The 23,507-nt window shown below is 40.0% G+C and carries 25 protein-coding genes and 2 pseudogenes; 19 read left to right on the top strand and 8 right to left on the bottom strand.

Annotated features, from left to right (window positions below):
* Positions 1-431 precede the first annotated feature (431 nt).
* The 6 genes from LZG71_RS29680 (at position 432) to LZG71_RS29705 (ending at position 5,214) form a co-directional block, all read left to right on the top strand.
* Entirely contained in the window at positions 432-773 is a 342-nt protein-coding gene (locus LZG71_RS29680; RefSeq protein WP_233826811.1) for a helix-turn-helix domain-containing protein, read from the top strand.
* Between the two features lie 149 nt (positions 774-922).
* On the top strand, positions 923-2,017 hold the full coding sequence (locus tag LZG71_RS29685; protein ID WP_233826812.1) for a primase-helicase family protein: 1,095 nt from the start codon (positions 923-925) through the stop codon (positions 2,015-2,017).
* Positions 2,018-2,257: 240 nt separating this feature from the next.
* Entirely contained in the window at positions 2,258-3,199 is a 942-nt protein-coding gene (locus LZG71_RS29690; RefSeq protein ID WP_233826814.1) for a toprim domain-containing protein, read from the top strand.
* Between the two features lie 119 nt (positions 3,200-3,318).
* Positions 3,319-3,699, top strand: a complete 381-nt coding sequence (locus LZG71_RS30650) for a MobC family plasmid mobilization relaxosome protein (protein ID WP_233826816.1) — start codon at positions 3,319-3,321, stop codon at positions 3,697-3,699.
* Positions 3,689-4,633, top strand: coding sequence for a relaxase/mobilization nuclease domain-containing protein (locus LZG71_RS29700; RefSeq protein ID WP_233826817.1), 945 nt, complete (start codon positions 3,689-3,691; stop codon positions 4,631-4,633). Before LZG71_RS30650 ends, LZG71_RS29700 begins: the two co-directional genes overlap by 11 nt.
* Complete coding sequence (locus LZG71_RS29705; protein ID WP_233826819.1) at positions 4,630-5,214, top strand: hypothetical protein; 585 nt, start codon at positions 4,630-4,632, stop codon at positions 5,212-5,214. Before LZG71_RS29700 ends, LZG71_RS29705 begins: the two co-directional genes overlap by 4 nt.
* Positions 5,215-5,393: 179 nt before the next feature.
* Here the strand turns inward: LZG71_RS29705 and LZG71_RS29710 are convergent, their stop codons facing one another.
* The 4 genes from LZG71_RS29710 to LZG71_RS29725 form a co-directional block, all read right to left on the bottom strand.
* A complete protein-coding gene (locus tag LZG71_RS29710; RefSeq protein WP_233826821.1) occupies positions 5,394-5,975 on the bottom strand; it encodes a PIN domain-containing protein in 582 nt (193 codons plus the stop codon).
* Complete coding sequence (locus LZG71_RS29715) at positions 5,972-6,421, bottom strand: helix-turn-helix domain-containing protein (RefSeq protein ID WP_233826823.1); 450 nt, start codon at positions 6,419-6,421, stop codon at positions 5,972-5,974. Before LZG71_RS29715 ends, LZG71_RS29710 begins: the two co-directional genes overlap by 4 nt.
* Before the next feature lie 127 nt (positions 6,422-6,548).
* A complete protein-coding gene (locus LZG71_RS29720; RefSeq protein ID WP_233826825.1) occupies positions 6,549-7,067 on the bottom strand; it encodes a hypothetical protein in 519 nt (172 codons plus the stop codon).
* A 92-nt stretch (positions 7,068-7,159) separates the two neighbouring features.
* Complete coding sequence (locus tag LZG71_RS29725) at positions 7,160-7,585, bottom strand: helix-turn-helix transcriptional regulator (protein ID WP_233826827.1); 426 nt, start codon at positions 7,583-7,585, stop codon at positions 7,160-7,162.
* Between the two features lie 274 nt (positions 7,586-7,859).
* Between LZG71_RS29725 and LZG71_RS29730 the strand changes: the two genes are divergently transcribed.
* A complete protein-coding gene (locus tag LZG71_RS29730) occupies positions 7,860-8,672 on the top strand; it encodes a hypothetical protein (RefSeq protein WP_233826829.1) in 813 nt (270 codons plus the stop codon).
* A 110-nt stretch (positions 8,673-8,782) separates the two neighbouring features.
* The gene (locus LZG71_RS29735; RefSeq protein WP_233826831.1) at positions 8,783-8,926 is read left to right on the top strand and encodes a hypothetical protein; all 144 of its coding nucleotides are present in this window, start codon (positions 8,783-8,785) and stop codon (positions 8,924-8,926) included.
* A gap of 215 nt (positions 8,927-9,141) precedes the next feature.
* Here LZG71_RS29735 and LZG71_RS29740 read toward each other — a convergent pair whose 3' ends face one another.
* Positions 9,142-9,816: a TlpA disulfide reductase family protein gene (locus LZG71_RS29740; RefSeq protein ID WP_233826832.1), complete on the bottom strand. Its 675-nt coding sequence runs from the start codon at positions 9,814-9,816 to the stop codon at positions 9,142-9,144.
* A 168-nt stretch (positions 9,817-9,984) separates the two neighbouring features.
* On the opposite strand from LZG71_RS29740, the gene LZG71_RS29745 reads away from it, so the two are divergent.
* The 3 genes from LZG71_RS29745 to LZG71_RS29755 all read left to right on the top strand — a co-directional run bounded on the left by LZG71_RS29745 (position 9,985) and on the right by LZG71_RS29755 (position 12,908).
* The gene (locus LZG71_RS29745) at positions 9,985-10,791 is read left to right on the top strand and encodes an alpha/beta fold hydrolase (protein WP_233826834.1); all 807 of its coding nucleotides are present in this window, start codon (positions 9,985-9,987) and stop codon (positions 10,789-10,791) included.
* A 590-nt stretch (positions 10,792-11,381) separates the two neighbouring features.
* A complete protein-coding gene (locus tag LZG71_RS29750; protein ID WP_233826836.1) occupies positions 11,382-11,816 on the top strand; it encodes a hypothetical protein in 435 nt (144 codons plus the stop codon).
* Between the two features lie 459 nt (positions 11,817-12,275).
* A complete protein-coding gene (locus LZG71_RS29755) occupies positions 12,276-12,908 on the top strand; it encodes a hypothetical protein (protein ID WP_233826838.1) in 633 nt (210 codons plus the stop codon).
* A 181-nt stretch (positions 12,909-13,089) separates the two neighbouring features.
* Here LZG71_RS29755 and LZG71_RS29760 read toward each other — a convergent pair whose 3' ends face one another.
* Positions 13,090-13,704, bottom strand: a complete 615-nt coding sequence (locus LZG71_RS29760) for an imelysin family protein (RefSeq protein WP_409013701.1) — start codon at positions 13,702-13,704, stop codon at positions 13,090-13,092.
* Complete coding sequence (locus tag LZG71_RS29765; RefSeq protein ID WP_233826841.1) at positions 13,676-14,167, bottom strand: imelysin family protein; 492 nt, start codon at positions 14,165-14,167, stop codon at positions 13,676-13,678. The genes LZG71_RS29760 and LZG71_RS29765 overlap by 29 nt, the downstream gene beginning before the upstream one ends.
* A gap of 90 nt (positions 14,168-14,257) precedes the next feature.
* Between LZG71_RS29765 and LZG71_RS29770 the strand changes: the two genes are divergently transcribed.
* From LZG71_RS29770 to LZG71_RS29805, 8 genes and pseudogenes are all read left to right on the top strand, one after another.
* Positions 14,258-14,875: a hypothetical protein gene (locus tag LZG71_RS29770; protein ID WP_233826843.1), complete on the top strand. Its 618-nt coding sequence runs from the start codon at positions 14,258-14,260 to the stop codon at positions 14,873-14,875.
* Between the two features lie 303 nt (positions 14,876-15,178).
* A pseudogene (locus LZG71_RS29775) lies at positions 15,179-15,792 on the top strand (recombinase family protein).
* 66 nt (positions 15,793-15,858) lie between these two features.
* Positions 15,859-16,071, top strand: a complete 213-nt coding sequence (locus tag LZG71_RS29780) for a type IIL restriction-modification enzyme MmeI (RefSeq protein WP_233826847.1) — start codon at positions 15,859-15,861, stop codon at positions 16,069-16,071.
* Positions 16,023-18,365, top strand: coding sequence for a DNA methyltransferase (locus LZG71_RS29785; RefSeq protein ID WP_233826849.1), 2,343 nt, complete (start codon positions 16,023-16,025; stop codon positions 18,363-18,365). The genes LZG71_RS29780 and LZG71_RS29785 overlap by 49 nt, the downstream gene beginning before the upstream one ends.
* Before the next feature lie 26 nt (positions 18,366-18,391).
* Entirely contained in the window at positions 18,392-18,601 is a 210-nt protein-coding gene (locus LZG71_RS29790) for a type IIL restriction-modification enzyme MmeI (protein WP_233826851.1), read from the top strand.
* Positions 18,601-20,649: a DEAD/DEAH box helicase gene (locus LZG71_RS29795; RefSeq protein ID WP_233826853.1), complete on the top strand. Its 2,049-nt coding sequence runs from the start codon at positions 18,601-18,603 to the stop codon at positions 20,647-20,649. The genes LZG71_RS29790 and LZG71_RS29795 overlap by 1 nt, the downstream gene beginning before the upstream one ends.
* Entirely contained in the window at positions 20,642-21,853 is a 1,212-nt protein-coding gene (locus LZG71_RS29800; RefSeq protein ID WP_233826855.1) for a GIY-YIG nuclease family protein, read from the top strand. Before LZG71_RS29795 ends, LZG71_RS29800 begins: the two co-directional genes overlap by 8 nt.
* 19 nt (positions 21,854-21,872) lie before the next feature.
* Entirely contained in the window at positions 21,873-22,910 is a 1,038-nt protein-coding gene (locus LZG71_RS29805) for a YhcG family protein (protein ID WP_233826857.1), read from the top strand.
* A gap of 239 nt (positions 22,911-23,149) precedes the next feature.
* Here the strand turns inward: LZG71_RS29805 and LZG71_RS29810 are convergent.
* A pseudogene (locus LZG71_RS29810) lies at positions 23,150-23,507 on the bottom strand (hypothetical protein); the annotation flags it as partial.

A 23,507-nucleotide genomic window follows, 5' to 3' on the forward strand; every position in this document is an offset into this window, starting at 1 on the left:
ATTGGAGATCGGTCAGTCTAGTAAACTGTTTAATCAATGCTTTAATGTTTCGTCACTGCAAAGATGGTACGATCTCCATTCTTCGCAATTCCCAAACACCTTCTTAAGCAGACAGAGAGAACCAAAAACTGAATAAAATGCATGGCCATAATATCGAGACTTTAGATTTCTTTATACAATTCGAATTAAATGGAAAGGGACTGTTTTATATTTTACTGGAAATAGACCTATTGTCAAAAGATAGACATCCCTGGCACCCATTAGCGATTGAAAGCACACATAAATGTGGATTAACATATCGTTATTGACGTTCCAATAGGAAAAAAATCAGTAAATATCGGTAGGTAAAGGTAGGGTAAAACTTCTACCTGCTTGTAACCCACCAAAGTAACCACATAACATTGCAGTATCAAACAAAAAGACGCAATGTTATGGAACAGTATTCATTTGATCAACTGCCACGCGCAGTTTCCGAGCTTCATCAGAAACTCGACACCCTTCAGGATCTTATTCTGGAATCCCGGCAAGCTGCACCACCGGTCATCGAGCTGATGACAATTGCCCAAGCCGCTGAATTTCTTAATCTGTCTGTACAAACTCAGTATGGAAAGGTTTGTCGTAAGCAAATTCCAGTCAGCAAGAAAGGCAAACTTCTTTACTTCTATAAGTCTGAGTTGGAAGACTGGATCCGTTCTGGAAAAAAGAAAACCATGGCTGAATTAAGACAGGAGTTCCCGGCTATTGATAGGGTTGGTAGAGGGAAATTACGTTAAATCTTAATTTATCTATGATGTCAGCTAACAACTATCCGTTACATCTGCCAGGCAGTTATATACGGGTGCAGACAGGCTACTACAAAAAGTGTATGCAGCCTACAGTCAGTAAAGAATTTACAGAATTATGGATACCGTGGTCGGCTTAAATGCTAAGACAGGACCTTTTGCCAAGCCAGATCAAGAAAATTAAAAAGTATGATGGCTTCTGCTGTGTTCCGGATCATCTGGACTATAAAGAGATCGTTGGTAACTTTTATAATCTTTACCATCGGCTTGAAGCTAAACCCGAGCCAGGCGAACCGGTTGCAACCCTTGGGTTTATCAAACATATTTTCGGTGAACAGTACGAAATCGGGTTGGATTATTTGAGCCTGCTTTATCAAAGACCTACACAAAAACTGCCTGTGCTATGTTTGGTTTCCAAAGAGCGAAAAACCGGAAAGACTACCTTTCTGAATTTTCTCAAATTGATTTTCGGGAAGAACATGACCTTTAATGGTAACAGCGATTTTCGTTCTCAGTTTAATTCTGACTGGATGAACACTTTAATTGTTGCCGTTGATGAAGTGTTGCTGGATCGGAGAGAAGATTCAGAAAAGATTAAAAATCTGAGTACAGCCAGAAACTCGAAGGTAGAAGCAAAAGGAAAAGATAGGAAAGACACGGAATTCTTCGGCAAGTTTGTACTCTGTTCGAACAACGAAGAAAATTTCATAGTCATTGATCCGGCGGAAACGCGGTACTGGGTCCGGAAAGTGCCTGTCCTGGCTTTGGAAAATATCCATCTTTTAGATTTGATGACCAAAGAAATTCCTTCATTTCTGTACTATCTGTTGTCCCGAAATCTATCAGTTCCGCTTCCATTGACCAGAATGTGGTTTTCGGAAAGGCAAATAAGAACCGAAGCGCTCATGCGGGTAATCCGTAATAACCGCAACCGATTGGAAACAGAAATGCTTTTTATCCTGCGAGAAATCTTTGAGAATGCCGGCATTGACAAGCTGGAATTTACCAATAAAGATATGTTGGAACTCTTGAAGCGAAACATGCCCAGGTTGACAAGGCAAGAGGTCTCTAACGTTCTTCAAAATGATTGGGGACTTCGACCAGCAGCTAACAGTTTAAATTATCAAACCTACTTGTACAATAGTGCAAATGATCTGGTTAGTGTCCACTCAACGGGGAGATATTATAGTATTTCCATACAATGGATCAGCCAAAAGTTTGATGAGGATAATTAATTAGAATGTAAATGCTTGGTCATCAGCGAATAATAGACTCATCAATATATCATAATCCATGATGACGTTTGATGAGAGCGATGAGGGAATTCATCAATGTAATTGTGTTTGATGAGGTGATGATGAGCCTATAACTTTAATAGTTATCAAATAGTTATATGTAATTCTCATCATCCCATCTTAAATGCGGCTGCTACCAGTCCGCTTGTAATAGTCTTTGCTTATCAAAATGATAAAAGAATGAATATCAAACAACTAAATCAGATGCCAATCACGGATTTTCTGAATAAAATCGGAGTCATTGCCAGTTATAAAAAAGGTGAGAACCATTGGTACATTTCGCCAGTCAGAGAGCCTGAGCAGACACCGTCCTTTAAGGTAAATACAAAACTGAACCGCTGGTACGATTACGGAATACAGCAAGGAGGAAAACTATTTGATCTTGCTGAAAAGATAAATCCAAACTTGGACGTCAGCGACCTTATTACAAAGATCAATGATATCTTTATGTTTGAACAGCAAGGTTTGTCCGATCATTTTTTTAGGAGACATATAGACCTCACCGTTCAGTTGGAAAAATATAATCCTCCGGCTATCGTAATTGCTGAAGTCAAACCGCTCGGCGGTAACATGGGGATTTTAGGCTACCTGCAAAATAGGGGAGTCGACATCAATCTTGCAAGCCACTACTGCCAGGAAGTCTACTATCAGATTGGAGACAAAAGCTACTTTGCAGCAGGCTTCAAAAACAGGTCAGGTGGGTACGAACTTCGGAGTAAGTACTTCAAAGGTTCGTCGTCTCCCAAGGATATTACCCACATTCAAAATAGTCACCGGCCAGTTTGCGTCCTGGAAGGATTTATGGATTTTTTGTCTCTGCATACACTCAGAAAAGATAGCCCGATCCGTAGTGATTTCGTTATCTTGAACTCTGTCAGTTTCGTAGACCGGAGCATGGATATTCTGAAAAATTATGGCAATGTTTTTCTCTATCTGGATCACGACAGCGCGGGTAGAAAGGCATTGCAAAAATATGAGTCACAGCGGCTGAACATTGTCGATGCTTCCGGCACTTATCAAAACTTCAAAGATCTCAATGAGTATTTATTAGAACAACAATCAGCAGAGAAGAAGCCAAAACGACGGCAGGATTTGAAAAAGTCCAGAGGGCACAGCTTATAAGTGTCTTTAGGGAGCAAGTTTGTGTTTTCGCTTCGCAAAAACCCATCCAGCTCCGCAGGATGCAACTTGCCTTTTTCTCCCGTTGGTCGCAAAAGGTTTGAAACAGATAATTGGTATGTGTGATAGATAAGACAGAAATGAAGGACCAGAAACCTTATAATCCAAAGGGTGGCAGACCGCCCAAGAAAATAAAGCTGGATAGTCAGCTCATGGTGCGGCTAACCCAAGCAGAACGTTTCCTGATAGCGTCCAAAGCGAAGGAGGCGGGCATGAAACCCAGTGTCTGGTTTCGGCATGCTGCGAAAAAAGCAAAGGTTGTTGCCCGGCTCAAACCCGAAGATGCCGGACTCTTGAGAATGCTGGCCGGCATGGCCAACAACCTTAATCAAATGACACATCTGGCTCATGTTGATGGATTGTTATCCTATCAAAGAAAGTGCCGCGAACTCCTTTCAGAAATTGACGACGTACTCAAAAAACTAACAAGCGATGATCGGTAAGGTAACAATCGGCAGCAGCTTTGGCGGAGTGGTCAGGTATGTAGCCCAAAAGCCGGAAGCCAGGTTGATACATGCCGAAGGGGTGCGCATGGAAAATTTTCAAACTGCAATAGACGATTTTAACATGCAGCGGAAATTGAACCCGGACCTTCGGCGTGCGGTTGGCCATGTTTCTCTGAGCTGGAGTAAAAACGATACCGAAAAATTGACCAGCGAAATTATGATGCAGCGGGCAAAAGAATACATGCAGAAAATGAAGATCGATGATACGCAGTACCTGCTGGTGGAGCATCGGGACAAAAATCACCCGCACGTGCATCTGATCTATAACCGTGTGAGCAATGAAGGCAAAACAATCTCTGACAGGTTTCAAAAAGAAAGGAACCAGAAGATCTGTAAAGAGATGACTCTGAAATACGGCTATTACCTGGGCAAAGACAAAAGCCAAGTCAATCGTTTGCAGCTCACAGGTGCGGATAAGGTCAAATACGAACTTTACGATGCCGTCACCGCCGCTAGCGCAGCCGCGCAAAATTGGCACCAACTGGAAACCGCGTTGAGAGCGCAGGGAATCAGCCTGGCATTTAAGTACAAATCCGGCACCAACGAAATACAAGGAATCAGTTTCGGAAAGGGCGATGTAAAGATCAAAGGATCAAAAATCGACAGAAGCCTGAGCTACGGAAAACTGAATGAGAAAATTCAGCAGAATCAAAAAGGGCTGATTGTAGAACAAACCCCTTTGCAACTGGTGCAGAAGCCGGTCAGCCCGATGAAAATACTGGATCGCCCGGCTACTTCCAGAACCGATGATTTCGAAAATAATTTGCTAAAAGAGTTGTTGAGCCCTGTCGAGTCACATTCTCAAACAGACCCGTATGAGCTCAGACGACGAAAAAAAAGAAGAAAAAAATCTAAAGGACAATCGTTATGAATAAGATAGAAGAACAACTCGATGTAATTGAAGAAGTACTCACGGAGCTGGTTAAGAAAATTTCAGCGGCGGAAAAAAACAGCAAAAACCAGAAAGACCATTTGGGTGACAGAATGGGAAATTTGATCACTGAGGTCAATATGTATTTGAAAGAGCAGCCACCGACGGAAGTCCTGGTCTCTCAGATAAGTAATTTACATAATAGCATTAAAACCTTTCCGCAGCAATCCAGGGTTAAGCACCATCATCATTTTGACCTGCAATCCAGGGGTTTTATTATTTTAGCAGCTATTTTACTGATTGTCTCTGCAATTAGTGTCGGCATTGCTTTCACAAGCATGCGTGAAAACAACCGGTTGCAAAGTAGTGATGTAAGATTGCGGATGATACGGCAGGTCAATCCGGAAGTTGTTGCCTGGACTGACAGTATCTATTACAAGAACCCAGAGCTTGCCGAGCAGGAAACCATTAAACGAGAGGCTCACGAAATGGTTCTGAAAGATGCAGAGGCTCTTTTGAAGCAAAAGCAACAAGAGACTAAAAATGCTCAAAATTTCCTCAAAAAGCTCAAAAAGGACTAATTAGGACTTTTGCTGCTCAATAAAGCCCTTTATGGATCTAAAGCGACCAGTTGGGCGGCAAAAGTTTATGAAAGTTCGTGTTTGGTAGGAAAAGTTAACTTTTGACCATGTTTATCTTTCAGAAATTGGATGTACGCACTTCTGGAAGAAACGAGGCGTAAGTGGGGATTGTATAGTAGTTAGACTTTTTTTCTTAGCAATTCCATTAACGTGTCGGCTGCGTTTTCAAGTCCAACTTTCCTGAAGTTTTCAAGTACCTGTAAAGCGGTGAGTGGAGGGTTCCTCAAATAGGATACTTGGTTTTTAAAAGCTTGGAGCGCTATTTCTGGATTCAAGCCGATCACATTGGTAATAAACTCATCAGGATGTTGCACTTCGATTCCAAACTGATCAAGATATTTTTTCGGAAAATCTTTGAGGTTTGCAGTAACAATCACGTCAGCTTTACAGCGTACAGCAGCTGCCAGAATATGCCTGTCATCGGGATCGGGTAGATTTATGGCTTTGATTAACGTAGTATAACCCGAAACATTTGCGTCAGGGAATGCCCGGGACATTGCATCCACTGTCTTTTGTAACTGATCCTTTGATAGCTCAGGCCTATTTAATAGAAGATTTCTTGTCCACTCATCGTGGATTTGATCTGTCCACTTTGGAATAAACAAACCAACGTCAGCTAAGTTGAGTAACAAATCTCTGATTGGCGCCGGATACAAAACACAAGCATCTAGTATGGCAACAAACCGGGAGGAAGAAATCATTCGTAACCCATGTTTAAGTCCTGTGCCTGTTGAGCTAAAAACTCCAGGCTGGTTTTTCTTACTCGCTTTTGCTCGGTTTCATACGCTAGCAATGGTTCTAATGGAATTCTTCTATGTGTACCAACCTTTTTGAAAGGGATTACACCTGTTTCAAGCAGCTTCACTACATGCGGTCTGGACACATTAAGCATGTCCGCCGCCTGCTGAGTAGTTAATTCAGAGTCAGATGGTATCAGAGAAATTGTTTTCCCTTCTGCCATACTTGATAAAATCTGAGAAAGAAACTTTAGTGCCCTGAGAGGAATAGTAAAAATTTCACTGTTTTCTTCTATCTGAATATGTACCATATCCGACTTGCGGCTAGCTACTGCGGCAGAAAAGTTAAATAGTGATTCACCTGCCATTTTTTGTTCTCGGCGTGATGGCTTTCTTAATATTGTTTCCATCTTAATTTCTTTTTTTACTTAAAGATACTAAACGAAATAAACGAAACAATAATTGTGAGAAGTTTAAATTGTAGTTGATTGAGATGGTTTCTGAAAAGAAACTCACTTTCTACAATTCCTTTCTAACTTATGTCTTAAGAATTATCATTTTCAGTTGCTCCAAGGCCATTTTTTTCTCCCTTGACCTTCCTACTCTCAGAATATCTACGCTCGATAGTAGCTTATAAAGTACCTCATCCTCCAATACAGCCTGCGGAACGCCCTTGTGTAATGGTTCGATAGATAGACCTCTCATAGATCCTTCTTCACTTTTCCAAACATAATCCACAGAGCCTGAAAACTGACTTTTGTAGAATGGATGTGAATATGCAGTGGGTATACCTGTAACAATCTGCCCCGGCACTACCGGGAATACGTAGGAAATGCCAAATTCTATGAATTCCATCAGGCCATTCATGCGTATGTTCTTTTTGCTTTCATCAATAAGCCCTGCTATATGACTTCGACTGAGTGATTCTGAAACCTCCGAAACACTGATATATAGCTTGGCTGACAGATCCCGATACTGCCAGGCAGCATCACCGAGACTGATGATTTTAAGTAAAATAACCACATCCAAAGGACGCATTCCATTGTGTGCTCTCATGATACAAATATAGACACTGTTCTTTGTTTGCAAATCGCGAACAAAGAACAGTGTCTATATAAATATGCAACTTTGACAAAATTCCCGGCTAGTTATATCTTCTTGATTTGGCTATCTAATAACCTTTGAAGAAGTTCGTTTTTTTCTTGCTCTGATTTGAGAAGACGCTCATAGAGGTTTTTATTTTCTTCAAGTGCTCCAACCCATTTATCGATTGGATTGAAATTATATTGAACAGAAGCAGATTGGTCGTTATAAGTATTAGAAATGATACTGATAGCAGTTTCTTCGTTAAAATTCTTAATAGCATCTGCTGGGACCTGCAATATCTTAGCAACCTGATCTAAAATATCTTGTTCTATGGTTTCTTTTTGTTCAAGCAACGAAACTCTTTTTTGAGTCCATTCTTCACCCAATTCATACGCAAGACCTTCTTGCTTAATTCCCAGCATTTCCCGGAAACGCTTCACGTTTCTGCCTTGGTGTATGTTTTTGGTCATATCAGATGATGAGCTCATGCCGTAAATGTAGTGCTAATAGATTGGTTTCAAAGTTCTAAAATAGTCGTTTCGGGCTAAAAATCCCAATTCCGGAATTTTTTAGAAATTGTCTTCGACCGAATTTCAGGAATGTTTTATCGTAAATGAAAACGTTATGAGATTCATTTCAGAAGATGATGCGGACTCCCGGCCGCTTTGGATGTCTCCGAAGGAAATCGATAATCCATCGGAGTTCATTAATCAATTTTGCAGCTTGCACAGCCTGGCCGATTGCAGATTTTACCTTTGGCAAATGTTGGCTAATTCTGTTTCTACCGAAACGCCTCACATCAATGCCTCTGCCGGGGAGCAGCTATATTTTTTTGAAAATCTTATACCTTTTATAGAGGCAGTCTTCTTATTGCAGCAAACTGAATCAGAAGAGATTCTAAACCTACCTTCAGAAAAAAATAGCTGCGGTGGACGTATCCGAAGTTCGTCGCCAGATAAAGATTCCGATGAAAGCGCTACCGATGATCCGCCCCTCTTTGGACAGAATGAAAATAGTAAACTGAGGAAAAAGCACAAAAAATTAAAAAAGCATTCAATTTGGTACCGAGAAAGGATACACGATCCTTTCCAGGTTATTCACGATTTCTTTGACGCTTCTTCATTGGCTAGCTTCAAGGCCAATTTCTATGAAGTACTTAAAGCTACATCTGAAGACCAGTTTTATCAGAAAGGTAGCCCTAATGAGGTCTTACATTATCTGGAAAGATTTGAGTCTATGATAAATGTAGCGTATCTTATAAACGGAGAAGAATTGGGGATCAGGTTCATGAATTCCAAATCTGATAATCGGCATTTATTTCAGTTAAATCAGAAGATGTCTCACACCTTATTGTCAACCGACCAAATATCTGATCCACAAAAAGTTCTTGCATCCTTTTTCGAGTACAAATCTCTGAAAGAATGGAAGGAGGCTCTAATTGAAATCAATGATTTCGCATTAAGCAAGCATCCAGCCCATGAATGGGGTGTCTGGATTGACGTACTTTCAGTCTTCGTATATTCAGTTAAACTAGCGGAAGCTTTGTACCTGATTGGTCGCACTTATAAAGAATAGAGTAAATAACCATTTGTCACTGAGGTTCAGATCCTTGCAAGTCCATATCGGCTAGCAAAGGCTTCTTGCATTTATAAATTTATTTTACACATTAGTTTTAAATTCGTTGAATGGAGAATCAAATCGAAATATACCAGAGCAGTGACGGGCAGACTCAAATAGACATCATGTTTGGAGAAGAAGCTGTTTGGCTCATTCGCAGCAGTTGGCTTACTTATTGGGTTGAGACATCAAGGCAATTGATAAATATGTAAACAGTGTATTTTCCGAAGGTGAACTAGGTAAGTTGGTAGTTGTCGCAAATATTGCGACAACTACCGAAGACTGTAAAGTGTATTAGGTGGATCATTATAACCTAGACGTCATTATTTCCGTTGGCTATCGTGTTAAATCAAAGCAAACAATTTAGGCAAGCTATTGGAAGTTCAAGAATAAGGTTGTTTTCAGTTTGAAATTGTTCTCCGTTTTCCTATCTTTTTATGTTTTCTTCAATTGAAGTAATGATCCCTTCATTTAAAATGGGCTGATTTGTTGCTAGATCTGTACGTGATCCCTGGTAGATAGCCTTAATTATTCCAGCTTTATCGACAATTATGTGATATGGATAGCTGTCAATGCCCAATGCAGAAAATAGCGAACTCGCGTCGGGCAAGATGTTATACTTAAATGCGTGTTTATCTAGACTTTTATTGACCTTTTCAAGAGTCTCCGGAGCCGGTGCCAAAAATATAGCTGGCTGACTGGTATAGCTGCTTACAAGTTCATTAAGTTTGGGCATCTCCTCAATACACGGTGCGCATGTAGTTGACCAAAAGTTAAACACAACCACTTTTCCACGCAAAGATGAATTTTGATATATTTTTCCATTCACGTCTTTTATTTCAAAATTAGGAAACGCTTGACCAATCCATTTTTTTAAAAATGCTTCAAATGGGTTAACGGTTAAAACCTCAAATGTGAACTGAATTTCTTTATCCTTTTCTATCCTGTCAATTATTGCAATCGGCTTACCTATGTTGGCAGCGCTGATGCTGTCAAACTGAGCTCTGGTAAAGTGATTTCCATCCGGGTTAATGTACACGCGCGGTTTTTCTACCTGTGCGGATGTACTGGAAGTTGATGCAAACAAGAATAACGCTAGCAATTTGAAAATACAATGCATAACATGTTATTGCTGAGTTAGATACATATTTAAATATTAATAGGAAGTACGATATGTACAAATCTAACACAAAATAGTTATAAGGTGCAGTTTTTTTTAACTCACTGACCTACTATATTGAACCTGTCTATACTTATTCTATTATGATTTATGATGCTTTTCAAGAACTTAATAATCCTTCTATTCATAACTGTAATTGCAAATGCTCAGACGATCGATACTTTGATAGATGTACCACCTTTTAACCTTCATTTCAGAATTTTAAAGGGGAATAACCCCCCAATACTCTTAGAATCTGGCGGTGGGCTGGATGCTACGCAATGGGATTCAATTGCTGATCCTGTTCATCGTCAACTTCGAGCAACTGTTATAACTTATGATCGTGCTGGTTTTGGTAAGAGTAGCCTTGACACAGCAAACTTCACTATCCTTCAAGAAATTAAGAGCTTAGAGGCTGCACTGGAAAAATTTGGCTATTTGGACGCGAAATTTCTTTTGGTCGGGCATTCATTAGGTGGATTTTATAACCGGGTATTTGCAGCACGGCATCCAAAACAGGTAAAGGGGATTATCTTACTAGACCCACGGATACCGTCTTACCAGGATATGAAATTCGCCAAAAAGATCTTTGAAATGTATAGTCGTAAAGATTTTGAACCTGATAATTTAAGCTTATACCACCTGCTCGCCAACATGGAACGCACTAGTGATTATGTTAGACAGGTACCATTGTCTGACAGTATTCCTATATTGGACGTTATGGCAGAGATCGGACCTTTTCAGGATTCAAACGAAAATGAGCGGTTTAAAAATGACCAGCGGAATTTGGTCAATGGATATAAAAACCGGAGACTAATATTAGCGGAAGGTAGCTCACATAATATTCCTGACGATAAGCCAGGTTTGGTCATTAAGGAAATAGTAGATTTCTATCGAAGGCACCTACTTGAGAAGTGACTTTATTAAATTTGGATAATTATAAGATGACTTACTTTCGTGATCGGTCTCTCAAAAGATTGATATGGTACATGAAAATGGTGGTTAAAAGTAATTTTCCTCAAATCTTGTTTTACATGTCTTTAATAGTAAGAGGGTCATTATTGTACGGTTTACTACGTCCAATGCAGGTTAAATTGTACTATATATCGCCTAAATAGCCCTGTCATCTTACAGGAGGTTGAATTGTTACTCACATCAATAAGGGAATTCAGGGGAAGGCAAAATATCGCAATGCGGTCTGGGTTCGTGTTGGTAAAGCGACCATGGAAGGTTAGAGCTAAAAGGGAAAGGAACTCTTCCTTCACCTGGTGCGCAGCAGATCCGGAACAAATGGGCAAAGTAAACTGGTTTCTCACGAACTCAGGACAGCTATCAAAATGACATTTTGATTTATGAGATAACAAATTGATACAGTTTTTGAGCCGTTTATGCCCACCAGGTCAAGACCCACGCCGGTCTCATTAAACAGACGTTTTCTGAGACTCCGGCTGTAAATTACTATTCCTCAATAAAGAAACTATTGGTAAATTGATTCAAATTACGAGGTTATGAAAATTATCCAGATTACTACAATAATTTTAATAGCCATTTCCATCCTTGTGTCAGAATTGTGTGAACCAGTTTTGAAAGGCACCTTCACATCGAAAAAACTTGTATCTAGCAAGGGGGAATCACTATTTATAAATTCAATTAACTGGGGGGTTACAGATGACAAACAATTAAGTAGTATATCAAAAAACGAAAAGAAACTTCGTGAAAGAGCAGATAGTGCCGTAGCTGTGAAGGGTCTTGATCCTTTCATATATAGTTTTAGAAACGACAGCTTAAATTTGTTTTTTGACGGTGAAGTCTCTTATGTTGTTCCTGATTCTTTTAGCTCGATTACAATAACCTATCATACTTTAAGCAAAAGTGAAATGGCGAATTTACTGCACATGGCAATGAAAAATGACGGTTACCACATGGTGCCGGCACGTCCTTAAAAGCTATCCGCTTGGTGCAGCTGCTGATCCGGAACAAAGTAGGAGAAGTGAGCTGTGCTTGCACTATTCAAAGAACTTTCACAAAACAGTTTCCGGGCTCTTGTTCTGTGTTTTGTTGTTTAATATAAAATGAGTTATGAAAACAAAATTTTAACTTTCCCGGAAAAGTTCTGTTTTTTTTGTTTGGCTGCAAAAGTATAGTGTTGTACTTTTCTGCTTTTCAGCTGGTAATATCAATGCTATTTCAATAATTGATACTCCGAATTTGTTACGGATCAGGCTGTCGCTTCATTGAGAACGCCTAAACCAGGAAAGGTGCAGCGATTGCAACTGCGTATGAACAATCTGGATACGGTGTGTATCTCAGATTATCACTGCCTGGATAAAATTGCTAATGATATATTATCTATCGCTATTAACTAAAAAAGGCATTAATTTAGGGCTAAATTAACCAATCCTATGTCTGATACTATACCGAAATTGACTACAAAAACAATCATCGTTCTTTCGATATTTTTTTACTTTCTATTTGGTTGTAAAGATAAAATAGTAGATCCACATCTCGTAACGGACAACGGAGTGATGGTCGATTTAAGCCCTCTTCCGTGGTTCCCACCATGGTCAAACATTCCTAAATCTGCTCAAGAAAATGATGCACGACTTCCTAAATCACCAGCCTGCGACTCTTTGCCAGTTGAGCATCATAATTTTAAAATAAGTGTTCATAAAGCATCTCCCAGCGAGTCACCTCTTTTTCAAAATTGCAGTTTTACTAGTGAGACCAATTTCGTCATTATCGGCAAAGGCACTAAGATTGTGGTAGATGTTTCTTATTATAAAGGTGTAAAAAAAGTAAGGGTGCCAGTAACTTCTTCGGGTAACAATCCAAATAAGAGCTCCAAAGCTGCTTATGTAATTTTGAAAGATTCCGAAGGAATGGTAATTGCTTCTGACTCTGTCAAAACAGATGATGGGAAAATCCTTGTCTTTAATGACAATCTTGAAAAATTAAAAGAAATTATCGTTATAAATTGTAATAGCGACCGTGCCCTTCTTAGTTTTTTTATGTTATCTAATAAAATAGAGGATTAAGAATTACATTGTTCTTAATCCTCTATTTAGTTTCTTGCCAACATCATGTCCTTCTCTCCGGAGTCTATCCCTGTCAGCTGCTAACTGAAGCTCATTCTTATTGATATCAGCTTGCAGTCGATGTCGGATATACTCGACCCCAATTTTCCCCTGTTCCCGCCCAAGCTTTTTACTAATTTCTTCAATCGCTAAAATTTAGACCATTTATCATGTCACTTTCAATCAACATCTGTAATTTTGAAATTGACTCATATACATCAACCACCTGTTTAGGATTATTAACTACCTCTTTTTCAAGGTCATATATCAGGTTGAGCTTTATAAGAATGTCTGTAAACTGTGCTTGAATAGCGTCACTGAGTCTGGCATCACCGTATTTGGCATTAGCTCGATCCAGCAACCAATTGAATCCATGCAGTCCAACTGTATTGCCAGGTTTTGAAAAAATACGCTGCATGCTTATCAATTCAGCACGGACGAAGTTAATCGATTCACCACCATATTTCGATTCTACCAAATCTGGTCTGGCGAGTCCATTTTCTCCCAAAGGCCCTCCAATCCGGTCATTCTTAATCTTTGATAAGGTGGAAACGATGTTGTCTGCCAATATCCCAATAGACGAGTTACGCTCTGGACCGGCTGCTGCCATGAAATTATTAAGGTAACCACCACCTCCTAAACTCCATTGATACAATAAATAGTCACTTTGCCACTTTAAATGCCGGCACAGTGCGCGCAGAAAGCTACCCCTGCGAGAACCCACAGAATTAAATGTTGAGATCACTACCCCCAACATCACTCGGTCTTGAACCAAATATCAGATATTCCATTGCTGCCAAGCCAGTAGAATTTTCTTCAAGCGATTTTATATATGCAAGATCAAATTGTGGAACATTTGACGACATAACATTCTCTATTGATGAAGTATTGGCAGAAGCATAAAGATTTGAGGACCTGATATCACTACCGAGTTTTCCTTGCAAAAATATGGATGTCAATTTCCATGATATGACAGTGTTAGTCCATTCTTTCCTTAGTATGAGCAGTTTTTGTGTATTAGTTGAATCGTAGGTATATGAATCTACAAAATGATTTAATGAATTCACAGAATTTTGAAAATCCAGAAAGCTTTGGATAATAACAGTACTTCCTATACCATGAACAACATATTCACGATCTGAAATTGCAGTGGGTTCTGGCTGTTTATTCTTGCAACTGTTGAGCAAAAGAAGCAGAAAAAAACATAGGATATGTCTCATACTATTATTATTTAGTACTTTAATAATAAAGCTTTATTTTCGTTTTGTCTATAAGTTAAATCTTAGATTGTACCTACCATGGGAAACGCGATGAAAAGAATTGTCCGGATTCTAGTTTTTAGTGGTTTATGTGGGTTTCTCTGGGAATGTAAAAAGAATGATATCCATCCCGATAATACAAACCCATTTGAAAAATGGAAATTGCATGGAGAAACTGTCGGTCGTTCCGGGGCAGGATTTTCCTGGAAATTATCAACAGACAATCAAACAGACGGGCATTTTGATCTTGCTGGAAATCGCCTGTTTTACCTCAATAAATCCATTGACCATATTAGGGAAATAACCCTCACTATTACAAAACTGGATGGAAGAGTCGTGGATCCAACTTTCAGAATATACGGCCGCTTCCAACAATGTCTGATTATGTCGCATCCGACAATTTCTTCAGGTACTTTCAAAGCATCAGGCATTTTTCAAGAGGATGACATTTTAAACAGCTCTCAGTATTCCGGAATGACTTGGACACCTGTTTTAGCAAAAAGTACAGTTGGCAGCAAGGAAACATACAAATGCAAAGTTTACTTTGATGAAAAAGACTCTTTATGTACGGAAGGCTTTGTAAAAGTTGATATGATTTCTCCCGCCGATATCAAAAGTGTCGGCAGTTATCCTGACGGCGACTATCTGTATTTTATTAAAAAAAAATGAGAGAAGTAGTAGTAATGAATTTTTATCTAATACCTACTCAACCCCTTATCTCTTCCAACATCATATCCCTCTCTTCTCAGTTTATCTCTCTCTCGGTTGCTTATCCCCATTTTATAGATTTTGTCTATCATTGTACGTATAGAAGTAAAACGGTGGTTTTTCTGTACACTCGGCTTCTTCGATTTTTCTTCCCTTCTAGTTTAAAAAGTACCGAATTTTACCACTTCCAAATTACAGATTATTGGTACACCAAAACAAATTACTGTATATTGCAGACTAGCGCGTTAAACTGTACTATTTCGAATGGTGATTGGATACATAAGGGTTTCGAAGACCGAGCAAAACCAGGATCTGCAATTTGATGCTCTTAAGAAAGCAGGTTGTGAAAAATTTATCATGAAAAAATATCCGGTGCGTCAATGCAAAGGCCGGAATATATACGAATGATTTCTGAGCTTCGAAAAGGCGATGTCATAGTTGTCTGGAGAATTGATCGGCTTGGTCGGACAACTTATGAGCTTATTAAGCTTATGGTGGAATGGAAGGAAATGGGAGTCAATTTTAGGAGTATTTCAGAAGGGATTGATACTTCTACCAAAATGGGTCGGCTTTGGTATATGCTTAGCTCGGTCTTCGCGGAAAACGAAAGAGAGATCTTGATGGAGCGAACGCTTGCAGGGATGGAAGCTGCGCGAGCGCGAGGGAGGGTAGGAGGTAGGCCTAAAGGATTGACCGAAAAATCAAAAGAACTTGCAAGTCTAGCAGCAACCTTATATCAAAGCAAAAAATATACTACCATACAGATTTGTCAGCAATTGAAAATTGGAAGTAAGGCTACGCTTTATAATTATCTTAGGCATGAGGGGATTAAAATTGAAGGTTGGGTAAGAGAAAGCAAAAATAAAAATGAGTTATAATCGCCAATTCTAACCCGTGTGAAAAAATGTGCGGGCTTTAGAAAAGAAAAATATTATTTATAAAACATGAATGCTGTTGAAATAGAAGAAGCTATCTCGTCCCTTGCAGAGCAACCTTTTGAAGCTGCCGAATTCCCTTACGCTTTTTTGGAGGCATTCGGAAACAAGGAAACAACTATAAGCGTCTTAAATCTGGCAACAGCAACAAGTCAGATGTTGAAGGTGGCGTCTTGCAGCAAAACAACATCCATATCGCTGTTTGTCAGGAAGGCCAGGTAACAGAGGCACTTTTACAACTAAAAGCAAGTCAAGCGACGACCCGTGGAAAGGTAAAATTCATATTGGCTACAGACGGTAAGGATTTTCAGGCGGAAGACATTAACAGCGGTGAAACGGTATCCTGTGACTATCAAAACTTTCACGATCATTTTGGTTTTTTTCTGCCTTTGGCTGGTATTAGTACCGTTAAGCAGATTCGCGAAAATGCGTTCGATATCAAGGCGACAAGTCGCTTGAACAAACTTTATATCGAATTGCTTACCCATAATCCAGATTGGGCTAAAGCAGAGCGCCGTCAGGATATAAATCATTTTCTGGCACGCCTTATTTTCTGTTTTTTTGCTGAAGACACTGGTATATTTGAGAAGGACGGCCTGTTCACCGATACAGTGCGAACAATGAGTGCCGCAGATGCTCTTGATATCCATGAAATTATCGGGGAAATTTTCCGGGCAATGGATACCAAAAAAGATGAGCGCTCGGAAAAACAAATTAAAAACTGGGCTGCAAAGTTTCCCTATGTGAATGGGCAACTGTTTTCCGGATCGGTTGAGGTTCCCAAATTCAACAAAATAGCTCGTTCGTATCTGCTGCACGTAGGCAACCTGGACTGGAAAAAAATCAACCCAGATATTTTTGGCTCTATGATCCAGGCAGTGGCCGATGACGAAGAACGCAGTGCTCTGGGGATGCACTACACATCGGTACCCAATATTCTAAAAGTACTAAACCCGCTCTTTTTGGACGATTTGAGGATCCAACTGGAAGAAGCGGGAGAAAACCCCCGAAAGTTATTGAATCTGCGTAGGCGCATTGCTCATATCCGGGTGTTCGATCCTGCTTGTGGATCCGGAAATTTCCTAGTCATCGCCTATAAACAAATGCGGGAAATAGAGTCGGAAATTAATAAACGTAGGGGAGAGGAGTATCGTAATAGTGAAATCCCGCTTACTAATTATAGGGGTATTGAACTAAGAGGCTTCTCGGCTGAGATTGCACGACTGGCGCTTATCATCGCCGAATACCAGTGTGATGTATTACATCGTGGGCAAAAATTGGCATTGGCAGAATTTCTACCACTTAGTGCTGAAAACTGGATTATTTGTGGCAATGCGTTGCAAATTGAATGGCTTTCTATTTCTCCTCCCACGGGCACCGGTGTGAAACTTTATGCGAATGATTTATTTTCTACCCCATTAGATCAAGTCGAAATAGCCTTTGAAAATGATGGAGGAGAAACTTATATCTGTGGAAATCCTCCGTATCGCGGTAGTCAAGATCAAAACCCCCAACAGAAAAAAGACTTAGAGACAGCTTTTCAAGGTTCAATTAAATCTACCAAATCTGCAGATTATGTATCGGGTTGGTTTATAAAGGCTCGTCGTTACGTAGCCGCAAATAGTGGGTCTTTTGCCTTTGTGACAACTAATAGTATTTGTCAAGGCCGACAGGTTGAACTGTTTTGGCCCTCATTCCTCGGGAATGATTTGGAGATTCGCTTTGCTGAGCCATCTTTCCTATGGAGCAATTTAGCATCAAAGAAAGCGGCTGTGATTGTATCCATCATCGGAATCGGCTTGAAATCTAATACGCCCAAAAAATTATTTGATAATGGGCATGTACTTACCACTTCATACATTGGTCCATACTTAGTTCCTGATCATGACACTATTGTGTCATCTTCCCGAAAAGTGCTTTCAGACCTAACACCGATGACTAATGGATCAATGCCTAATGATGGAGGCGGTCTATTAATGAGCGTCGATGAATATCGATATTTGATATCGAACTATCCAGAAGCTGCCCATTTTTGTCGTAAATTTCTTGGATCAAGTGATAGCATTCAAGGTGATATGCGATACTGTCTTTGGATTGAGAATATTGAATTAGATGATGCAAAAAAAAATCAGGAAATTTTAAGAAGAATTGATTTAGTAGCGAAGCATAGGCTCAAAAGTGACCGACCAGAAACAAATGCGCTAGTCAAAATTTCTCATGCCTTTGGTGAGCGTCGTCACAAAGAGGGTATTGCTTTACTCGTGCCACGACATAGTTCCGAAAGGAGACCATATCTACCTTCGGTTATTGTGGATGGTTCCACAGTTATTGGGGACAGCGCCATCGCAATGTATGACCTTCGGCTTCGCGACTTCGCGATTTATTCATCAAGAATGCACTTAGTTTGGGCAGCAACTGTGTGTGGAAAAATTAAGGAAGATTATAGGTACTCTAACACTCTTGGCTGGAATACTTTCCCGTTTCCACCGCTTACAAAAAAAATCAAGGAGATTTAACCGCTTGCGCGGAAGAAATTTTAATTGTGCGTGAACGGCATTTTCCTGCCACTATTGCTGATCTTTATGATCCAGATAATATTAATGAAAAGTACCCTGACCTACTTCGAGCTCATGACCGCAACGATGAAGTTGTGGAACGCATTTATATGGGCCGTCGCTTCAAAAACGATACCGAACGACTTGAAAAACTTTTTGCACTTTACACTCAAATGACCTCCAAAGGCAAAGTCTAATGAACGAAGCTAAATCTATTCCCTCCGTTACAGTTAATTATAAAAGCACTGGTAGTTCCACTCAATCGAATGAACTGGGTATGCGTGCGATGCAGGAGCGAGCCTACGAAAAACGTGGAGAACAATATCTGCTAATTAAATCCCCGCCGGCCTCAGGAAAAAGTCGAGCGCTCATGTTTATTGCCCTTGATAAAATTTATAATCAGGACATCAGACAAGCGATCATAACCGTACCGGAAAAGTCTATCGGTTCGAGCTTTTCCGATGAGCCATTGACCAGATTTGGTTTTAACTATGACTGGGAGGTACAACCAAAGTGGAACCTTTGCAATGCACCTGGTGAAGATGGCAGCAAAGTTAACTCGGTTAGGTCGTTCTTGGAAAGTGAAGACAAAATACTGGTTTGTACACACGCTACCTTTCGGTTTGCTGTCGAGCGTTTAGGAATTGAAAGTTTTGATAATCGATTGATCGCTATTGATGAATTTCACCATGTTAGTGCAGATGGAGATAATGTGCTTGGTTCTCAACTTAGACAACTTGTAGCACGTGATCGGGTGCATATTGTAGCCATGACTGGCTCATATTTTCGTGGTGATGCGAACCCCGTTTTGATGCCGGAGGATGAAGCCAAATTCGAAACAGTCACTTATACATATTATGAGCAACTTAATGGATACGAATATCTTAAGACGCTTAACATAGGCTATTATTTTTATAGTGCGGCATATGCTGACGATATTTTAAAGGTTCTTAACCCCAATGAAAAAACCATCATTCATATTCCGAACGTGAACTCTAGGGAGAGTATGGGAGATAAGATTAAGGAGGTTGAACATATTATTCATGAACTGGGAAAGTGGCAGGGCGTAGACCCTGTTACAGGGTTTCATTTGGTCAAAACTCATGAGGGGAAGGTAATAAGAATCGCGGATCTGGTTGATGATGATGCGAAACGGGCAAAAGTTCAAGCTGCGTTGCGAAGCCCCGAATCAAAAAAAAACCGGGACTATGTTGATATTATTATTGCATTGGGCATGGCTAAAGAGGGGTTTGACTGGATATGGTGTGAACATGCACTTACCGTAGGGTATCGTTCAAGCTTGACTGAGATAGTGCAGATTATCGGGCGGGCTACACGTGATGCTCCGAATAAAACACACGCGCGATTCACAAATCTGATCGCCGAAGTGGATGCATCACAGGAAAACGTAACTGACGCGGTTAATGATACATTGAAAGCAATTTCTGCAAGCCTGTTGATGGAGCAAGTATTGGCGCCCAGGTTCAATTTTGCTCCGAAAAATACGCAAAGCAGCCCTGTTGCAGGATATAGTTACGGCCAAGGTGGTTATGACCCTCAAAGGGAAAATATCGGTTTTAACGAGGATAGCGGCCAGTATCATATTGAAATAAAAGGTCTTTCTATCCCCCAAAGCGAGCAGGCACAGCGTATTTGTAAAGAAGACCTGAACGAGGTTATTGCTGCATTTGTGCAGGATAAACAAACAATCGAGCGTGGTCTTTTTGACGAAGAACTCGTGCCTCAGGAGCTGACGCAGGTAAGGATGGGAAAGATTATCAAAGAGAAGTATCCGGATCTGGACGAAGAAGACATTGAATCCGTTCGTCAACATGCTATTGCTGCACTCAACTTTACACAAAAGGCAAAAGAAGTTCTCAATCAGGACAGCGAAATAAATGATCGCGGCAACACAGCTTTGATTGATGGAATCCGTAAATTTACAATGGATGTGCGGGAGCTAGATGTCGACTGGATCGATAGTATTAATCCTTTTAGTGAAGCCTATTCTATTTTATCGAAAGCCATGACCGAACAAAGTTTGAAGGCAATGGCAGATATTATTTCGGGTAAAAAACTAAGTTTATCATTAGATGAAGCGCGAGATCTGACTAGGCGGGCTGTCAAATTCAAAAAGGAAAGAGGTCGCTTGCCAGATATAAAATCGGCAGATCCGTGGGAACAGCGCATGGCGCAGGGAGTTGCTTTTCTAGCTCGTCTAAAAGCGGAAGAAAGAAATGGCTAAAAACAAAACACTTACAGAGGAAGATAATGAGCTTTTGGCTGAACTCGGCATCGAGATTGAGTCAAAAACTGCTGCCAGGTACACAGCGCGTGAAGAACGGATTATCGCAGGCTTCGAGGAAATTCAAAAGTTTGTGACTGATCACGGCCGTATTCCCGAACACGGTGAAGATAAAGACATTTTTGAAAGATTGTATGCGGTACGACTGGATCAAATACGCAATCAGGAAGAGTGCAGAAATCTTATTGTTGAGCTAGATCACCAGAATCTGCTTAGTGGTGATTTTAAGTCTAATATGGACGTTATCGCCGAGCTGGATGATGATCAACTGCTAGCTGAACTTGGCGTGGATCTGGAAAAAGAAAATTCCATTACCGAACTAAAGCACGTTCGATCGCAAGCCGAAAAAAAGGCAGCGGAAGAAATTGCAAACCGTACACGCTGTGATGACTTCGAGGAATTTAGGCCATTTTTTGAAGCAGTAAAAAAGGATCTGGATACTGGATTTAGGAAAGCAATACGGTTTAGGAAAGACGCAGGATTTACTAAGACAACTCTCAAAACAGGACAATTTGTTATTATTGGAGGCCAAACGGCATATATAGCTGAGACAGGAGAGACATTTAAGGCTCCAAACGGAGAGGATGACGCTCGCCTACGTGTTATTTATGCCAATGGTACAGAAAGTAATATCTTGTTGCGATCACTTATCCGTGCGATGTATAAGGATGAAACTAGTAGATTCATTACAGAGTCCAATGATGGTCCCCTTTTCTCGGGAGAAAGTGCGGATGATGATTTGGATAGCGGGACGATTTATGTACTTAGGAGTTTATCTGATAATCTGGTGGTTCAGCAAAATAGAGAGATTGTCCATAAAATTGGAGTGACAGGTGGAGATGTAAAAAAGCGTATTGCCAACGCAAAATTAGATCCTACCTTTCTCATGGCTGATGTAGAAATTATTGCTACTTACAAGCTGGCCAACATTAACAGGACAAAACTTGAGAAGGTTATTCATAAATTTTTTGGGGCAGCTAAACTAGATATTGAAACGAAAGATCGTTTTGGCCGTAACGTTAAATCGCACGAATGGTTTTTAGTACCGATCTTTATTATAGATGAGATGGTGGAGAAGATAATGGATGGAACTGTTAGCGATTATTACTATGAGCCTGCTTCGGTTGAACTGAAGAGGCATTAGTTCAAAAAGGAAGTAACTCATGGAAGGTCAAGATAAAAGTAATAAAGGAACTGCTTTGCTACAATTTGATGATAACTTGTTTCTTGAGTTATCTCAGCTTATTGAGCAGACACAGGAGCGGGTGGTCTTGCAAACGAATAGTGCAATTACTATACTTTTTTGGAAAATTGGTAATCGTATTAACCAGAATATATTACTAAGCAAGCGAGCTGACTATGGCAAAAGGATTGTCGTTGAGTTGTCACGTCATTTGGCGCAAAAATACGGCAGGAATTTTGAAGAGAAGAATCTGCGTCGAATGCTGCAGTTTTCAGAACAATTTAACGATGAGGAAATTGTCGTGACACTGTCACGACAATTGAGTTGGTCTCACATTCTGATATTATTACCTCTCAAAAATGCGGATGCCAAATTGTTCTATGCTAAATCCATAGCGGTTGAAGGTCTTGGTGTCAGAGATCTACGAAGAAAAATTGCGACAAAGGCCTTTGAAAGAACTGAGATATCTAATCTTCAAAACACCAGTAAACATCCTGCAATCTTAAATAATTTTAAGGATCCATACTTTCTGGATTTCTTAGGTTTACAAGATACTTACCTTGAAAAAGATTTGGAGCTGGCAATCCTCCGTGAATTAGAAGCTTTTATTTTGGAATTGGGCAATGGTTTTGCTTTTGTTGAGCGTCAGAAAAGGATGATTATAGACGGTGAAGATTTTCATCTAGATCTATTATTTTATCATAGAAATTTAAAGCGCTTGGTGGCAATCGAACTCAAACTTGGCAAATTTGAAGCGAAGCATAAAGGACAGATGGAATTATATTTAAAATGGCTTGACCGGTACGAGAGAAAAGAAGGTGAGCTTGCACCAGTGGGTTTGATTCTTTGTGCTGAAAGAAGCCATGAGCAAATTGAGCTACTAGAAATGCATAAGGACGGCATTGTAGTAGCGGAGTATTGGACAGAACTACCTCCCAAAAAGGAGCTTGAAAGGAAAATTCATAATTTATTATTTGAGGCAAAAGAAAGAATTGAAAGAAAAAGGCTTCTAGAATAGTAATATAAACTATCGTGGATCCTATACGTAGTGTTTAAACGGTAAGATACTTGTAGTTATATGCTTTCCGGCTGTCAGCACTTCTCCAATGGAATCGGCAAACCTTAACGTTACTGGCTGTCCGTCAGCAAAAATACATGCATTATAGTTCAATTTAGTCAGGGCTAACACATCCTTACAAACTTGGTTGATTGAAGCATTTCCTCGGGTTATTTCAACAGAAACTGGATTAGGCGTCTCTAGGCAATCTGTGTTTGTAATCTAGGTATGAAGCCTTTTGTCCACAAAAAAGCTTTATTCGAAGCAACTTTCATTGCCATACCCCTTGGAACACAGAAAGAAAATTCTCGATAAAGCTTAAATTCATTTGTAGCTTGAATACGAATGCCAATAATGGTCGATTTATTTTTGACTGCTTCGGAAAAACCCTGCCATTCTTGATCGTCAAAGTAGGTTTTCGCATGGATAAAGATTTCCTTTGGATACTTGCTGGATATTCCAGAGCATGTTGACCCCCTAAAAGCCGGAATGTTTTGGAATGTTAAAGTAGCCTGATTCGCTGGAATCGCCTGCCATTCCGGCACATATTGCCCCCCT

The organism is Dyadobacter sp. CY312 (assembly GCF_021390535.1).
GTDB lineage: Bacteria > Bacteroidota > Bacteroidia > Cytophagales > Spirosomataceae > Dyadobacter.

Coding starts and splice junctions, on each gene's coding strand:
- LZG71_RS29680 (WP_233826811.1), top strand. CDS start 432: ATGGAACAGTATTCATTTGATCAACTGCCACGCGCAGTTTCCGAGCTT.
- LZG71_RS29685 (WP_233826812.1), top strand. CDS start 923: ATGCTAAGACAGGACCTTTTGCCAAGCCAGATCAAGAAAATTAAAAAG.
- LZG71_RS29690 (WP_233826814.1), top strand. CDS start 2,258: ATGAATATCAAACAACTAAATCAGATGCCAATCACGGATTTTCTGAAT.
- LZG71_RS29700 (WP_233826817.1), top strand. CDS start 3,689: ATGATCGGTAAGGTAACAATCGGCAGCAGCTTTGGCGGAGTGGTCAGG.
- LZG71_RS29705 (WP_233826819.1), top strand. CDS start 4,630: ATGAATAAGATAGAAGAACAACTCGATGTAATTGAAGAAGTACTCACG.
- LZG71_RS29710 (WP_233826821.1), bottom strand. CDS start 5,975: ATGATTTCTTCCTCCCGGTTTGTTGCCATACTAGATGCTTGTGTTTTG.
- LZG71_RS29715 (WP_233826823.1), bottom strand. CDS start 6,421: ATGGAAACAATATTAAGAAAGCCATCACGCCGAGAACAAAAAATGGCA.
- LZG71_RS29720 (WP_233826825.1), bottom strand. CDS start 7,067: ATGAGAGCACACAATGGAATGCGTCCTTTGGATGTGGTTATTTTACTT.
- LZG71_RS29725 (WP_233826827.1), bottom strand. CDS start 7,585: ATGAGCTCATCATCTGATATGACCAAAAACATACACCAAGGCAGAAAC.
- LZG71_RS29730 (WP_233826829.1), top strand. CDS start 7,860: ATGTTGGCTAATTCTGTTTCTACCGAAACGCCTCACATCAATGCCTCT.
- LZG71_RS29735 (WP_233826831.1), top strand. CDS start 8,783: ATGGAGAATCAAATCGAAATATACCAGAGCAGTGACGGGCAGACTCAA.
- LZG71_RS29745 (WP_233826834.1), top strand. CDS start 9,985: ATGATGCTTTTCAAGAACTTAATAATCCTTCTATTCATAACTGTAATT.
- LZG71_RS29750 (WP_233826836.1), top strand. CDS start 11,382: ATGAAAATTATCCAGATTACTACAATAATTTTAATAGCCATTTCCATC.
- LZG71_RS29755 (WP_233826838.1), top strand. CDS start 12,276: ATGTCTGATACTATACCGAAATTGACTACAAAAACAATCATCGTTCTT.
- LZG71_RS29760 (WP_409013701.1), bottom strand. CDS start 13,704: ATGTTGGGGGTAGTGATCTCAACATTTAATTCTGTGGGTTCTCGCAGG.
- LZG71_RS29765 (WP_233826841.1), bottom strand. CDS start 14,167: ATGAGACATATCCTATGTTTTTTTCTGCTTCTTTTGCTCAACAGTTGC.
- LZG71_RS29770 (WP_233826843.1), top strand. CDS start 14,258: ATGAAAAGAATTGTCCGGATTCTAGTTTTTAGTGGTTTATGTGGGTTT.
- LZG71_RS29780 (WP_233826847.1), top strand. CDS start 15,859: ATGAATGCTGTTGAAATAGAAGAAGCTATCTCGTCCCTTGCAGAGCAA.
- LZG71_RS29795 (WP_233826853.1), top strand. CDS start 18,601: ATGAACGAAGCTAAATCTATTCCCTCCGTTACAGTTAATTATAAAAGC.
- LZG71_RS29800 (WP_233826855.1), top strand. CDS start 20,642: ATGGCTAAAAACAAAACACTTACAGAGGAAGATAATGAGCTTTTGGCT.
- LZG71_RS29805 (WP_233826857.1), top strand. CDS start 21,873: ATGGAAGGTCAAGATAAAAGTAATAAAGGAACTGCTTTGCTACAATTT.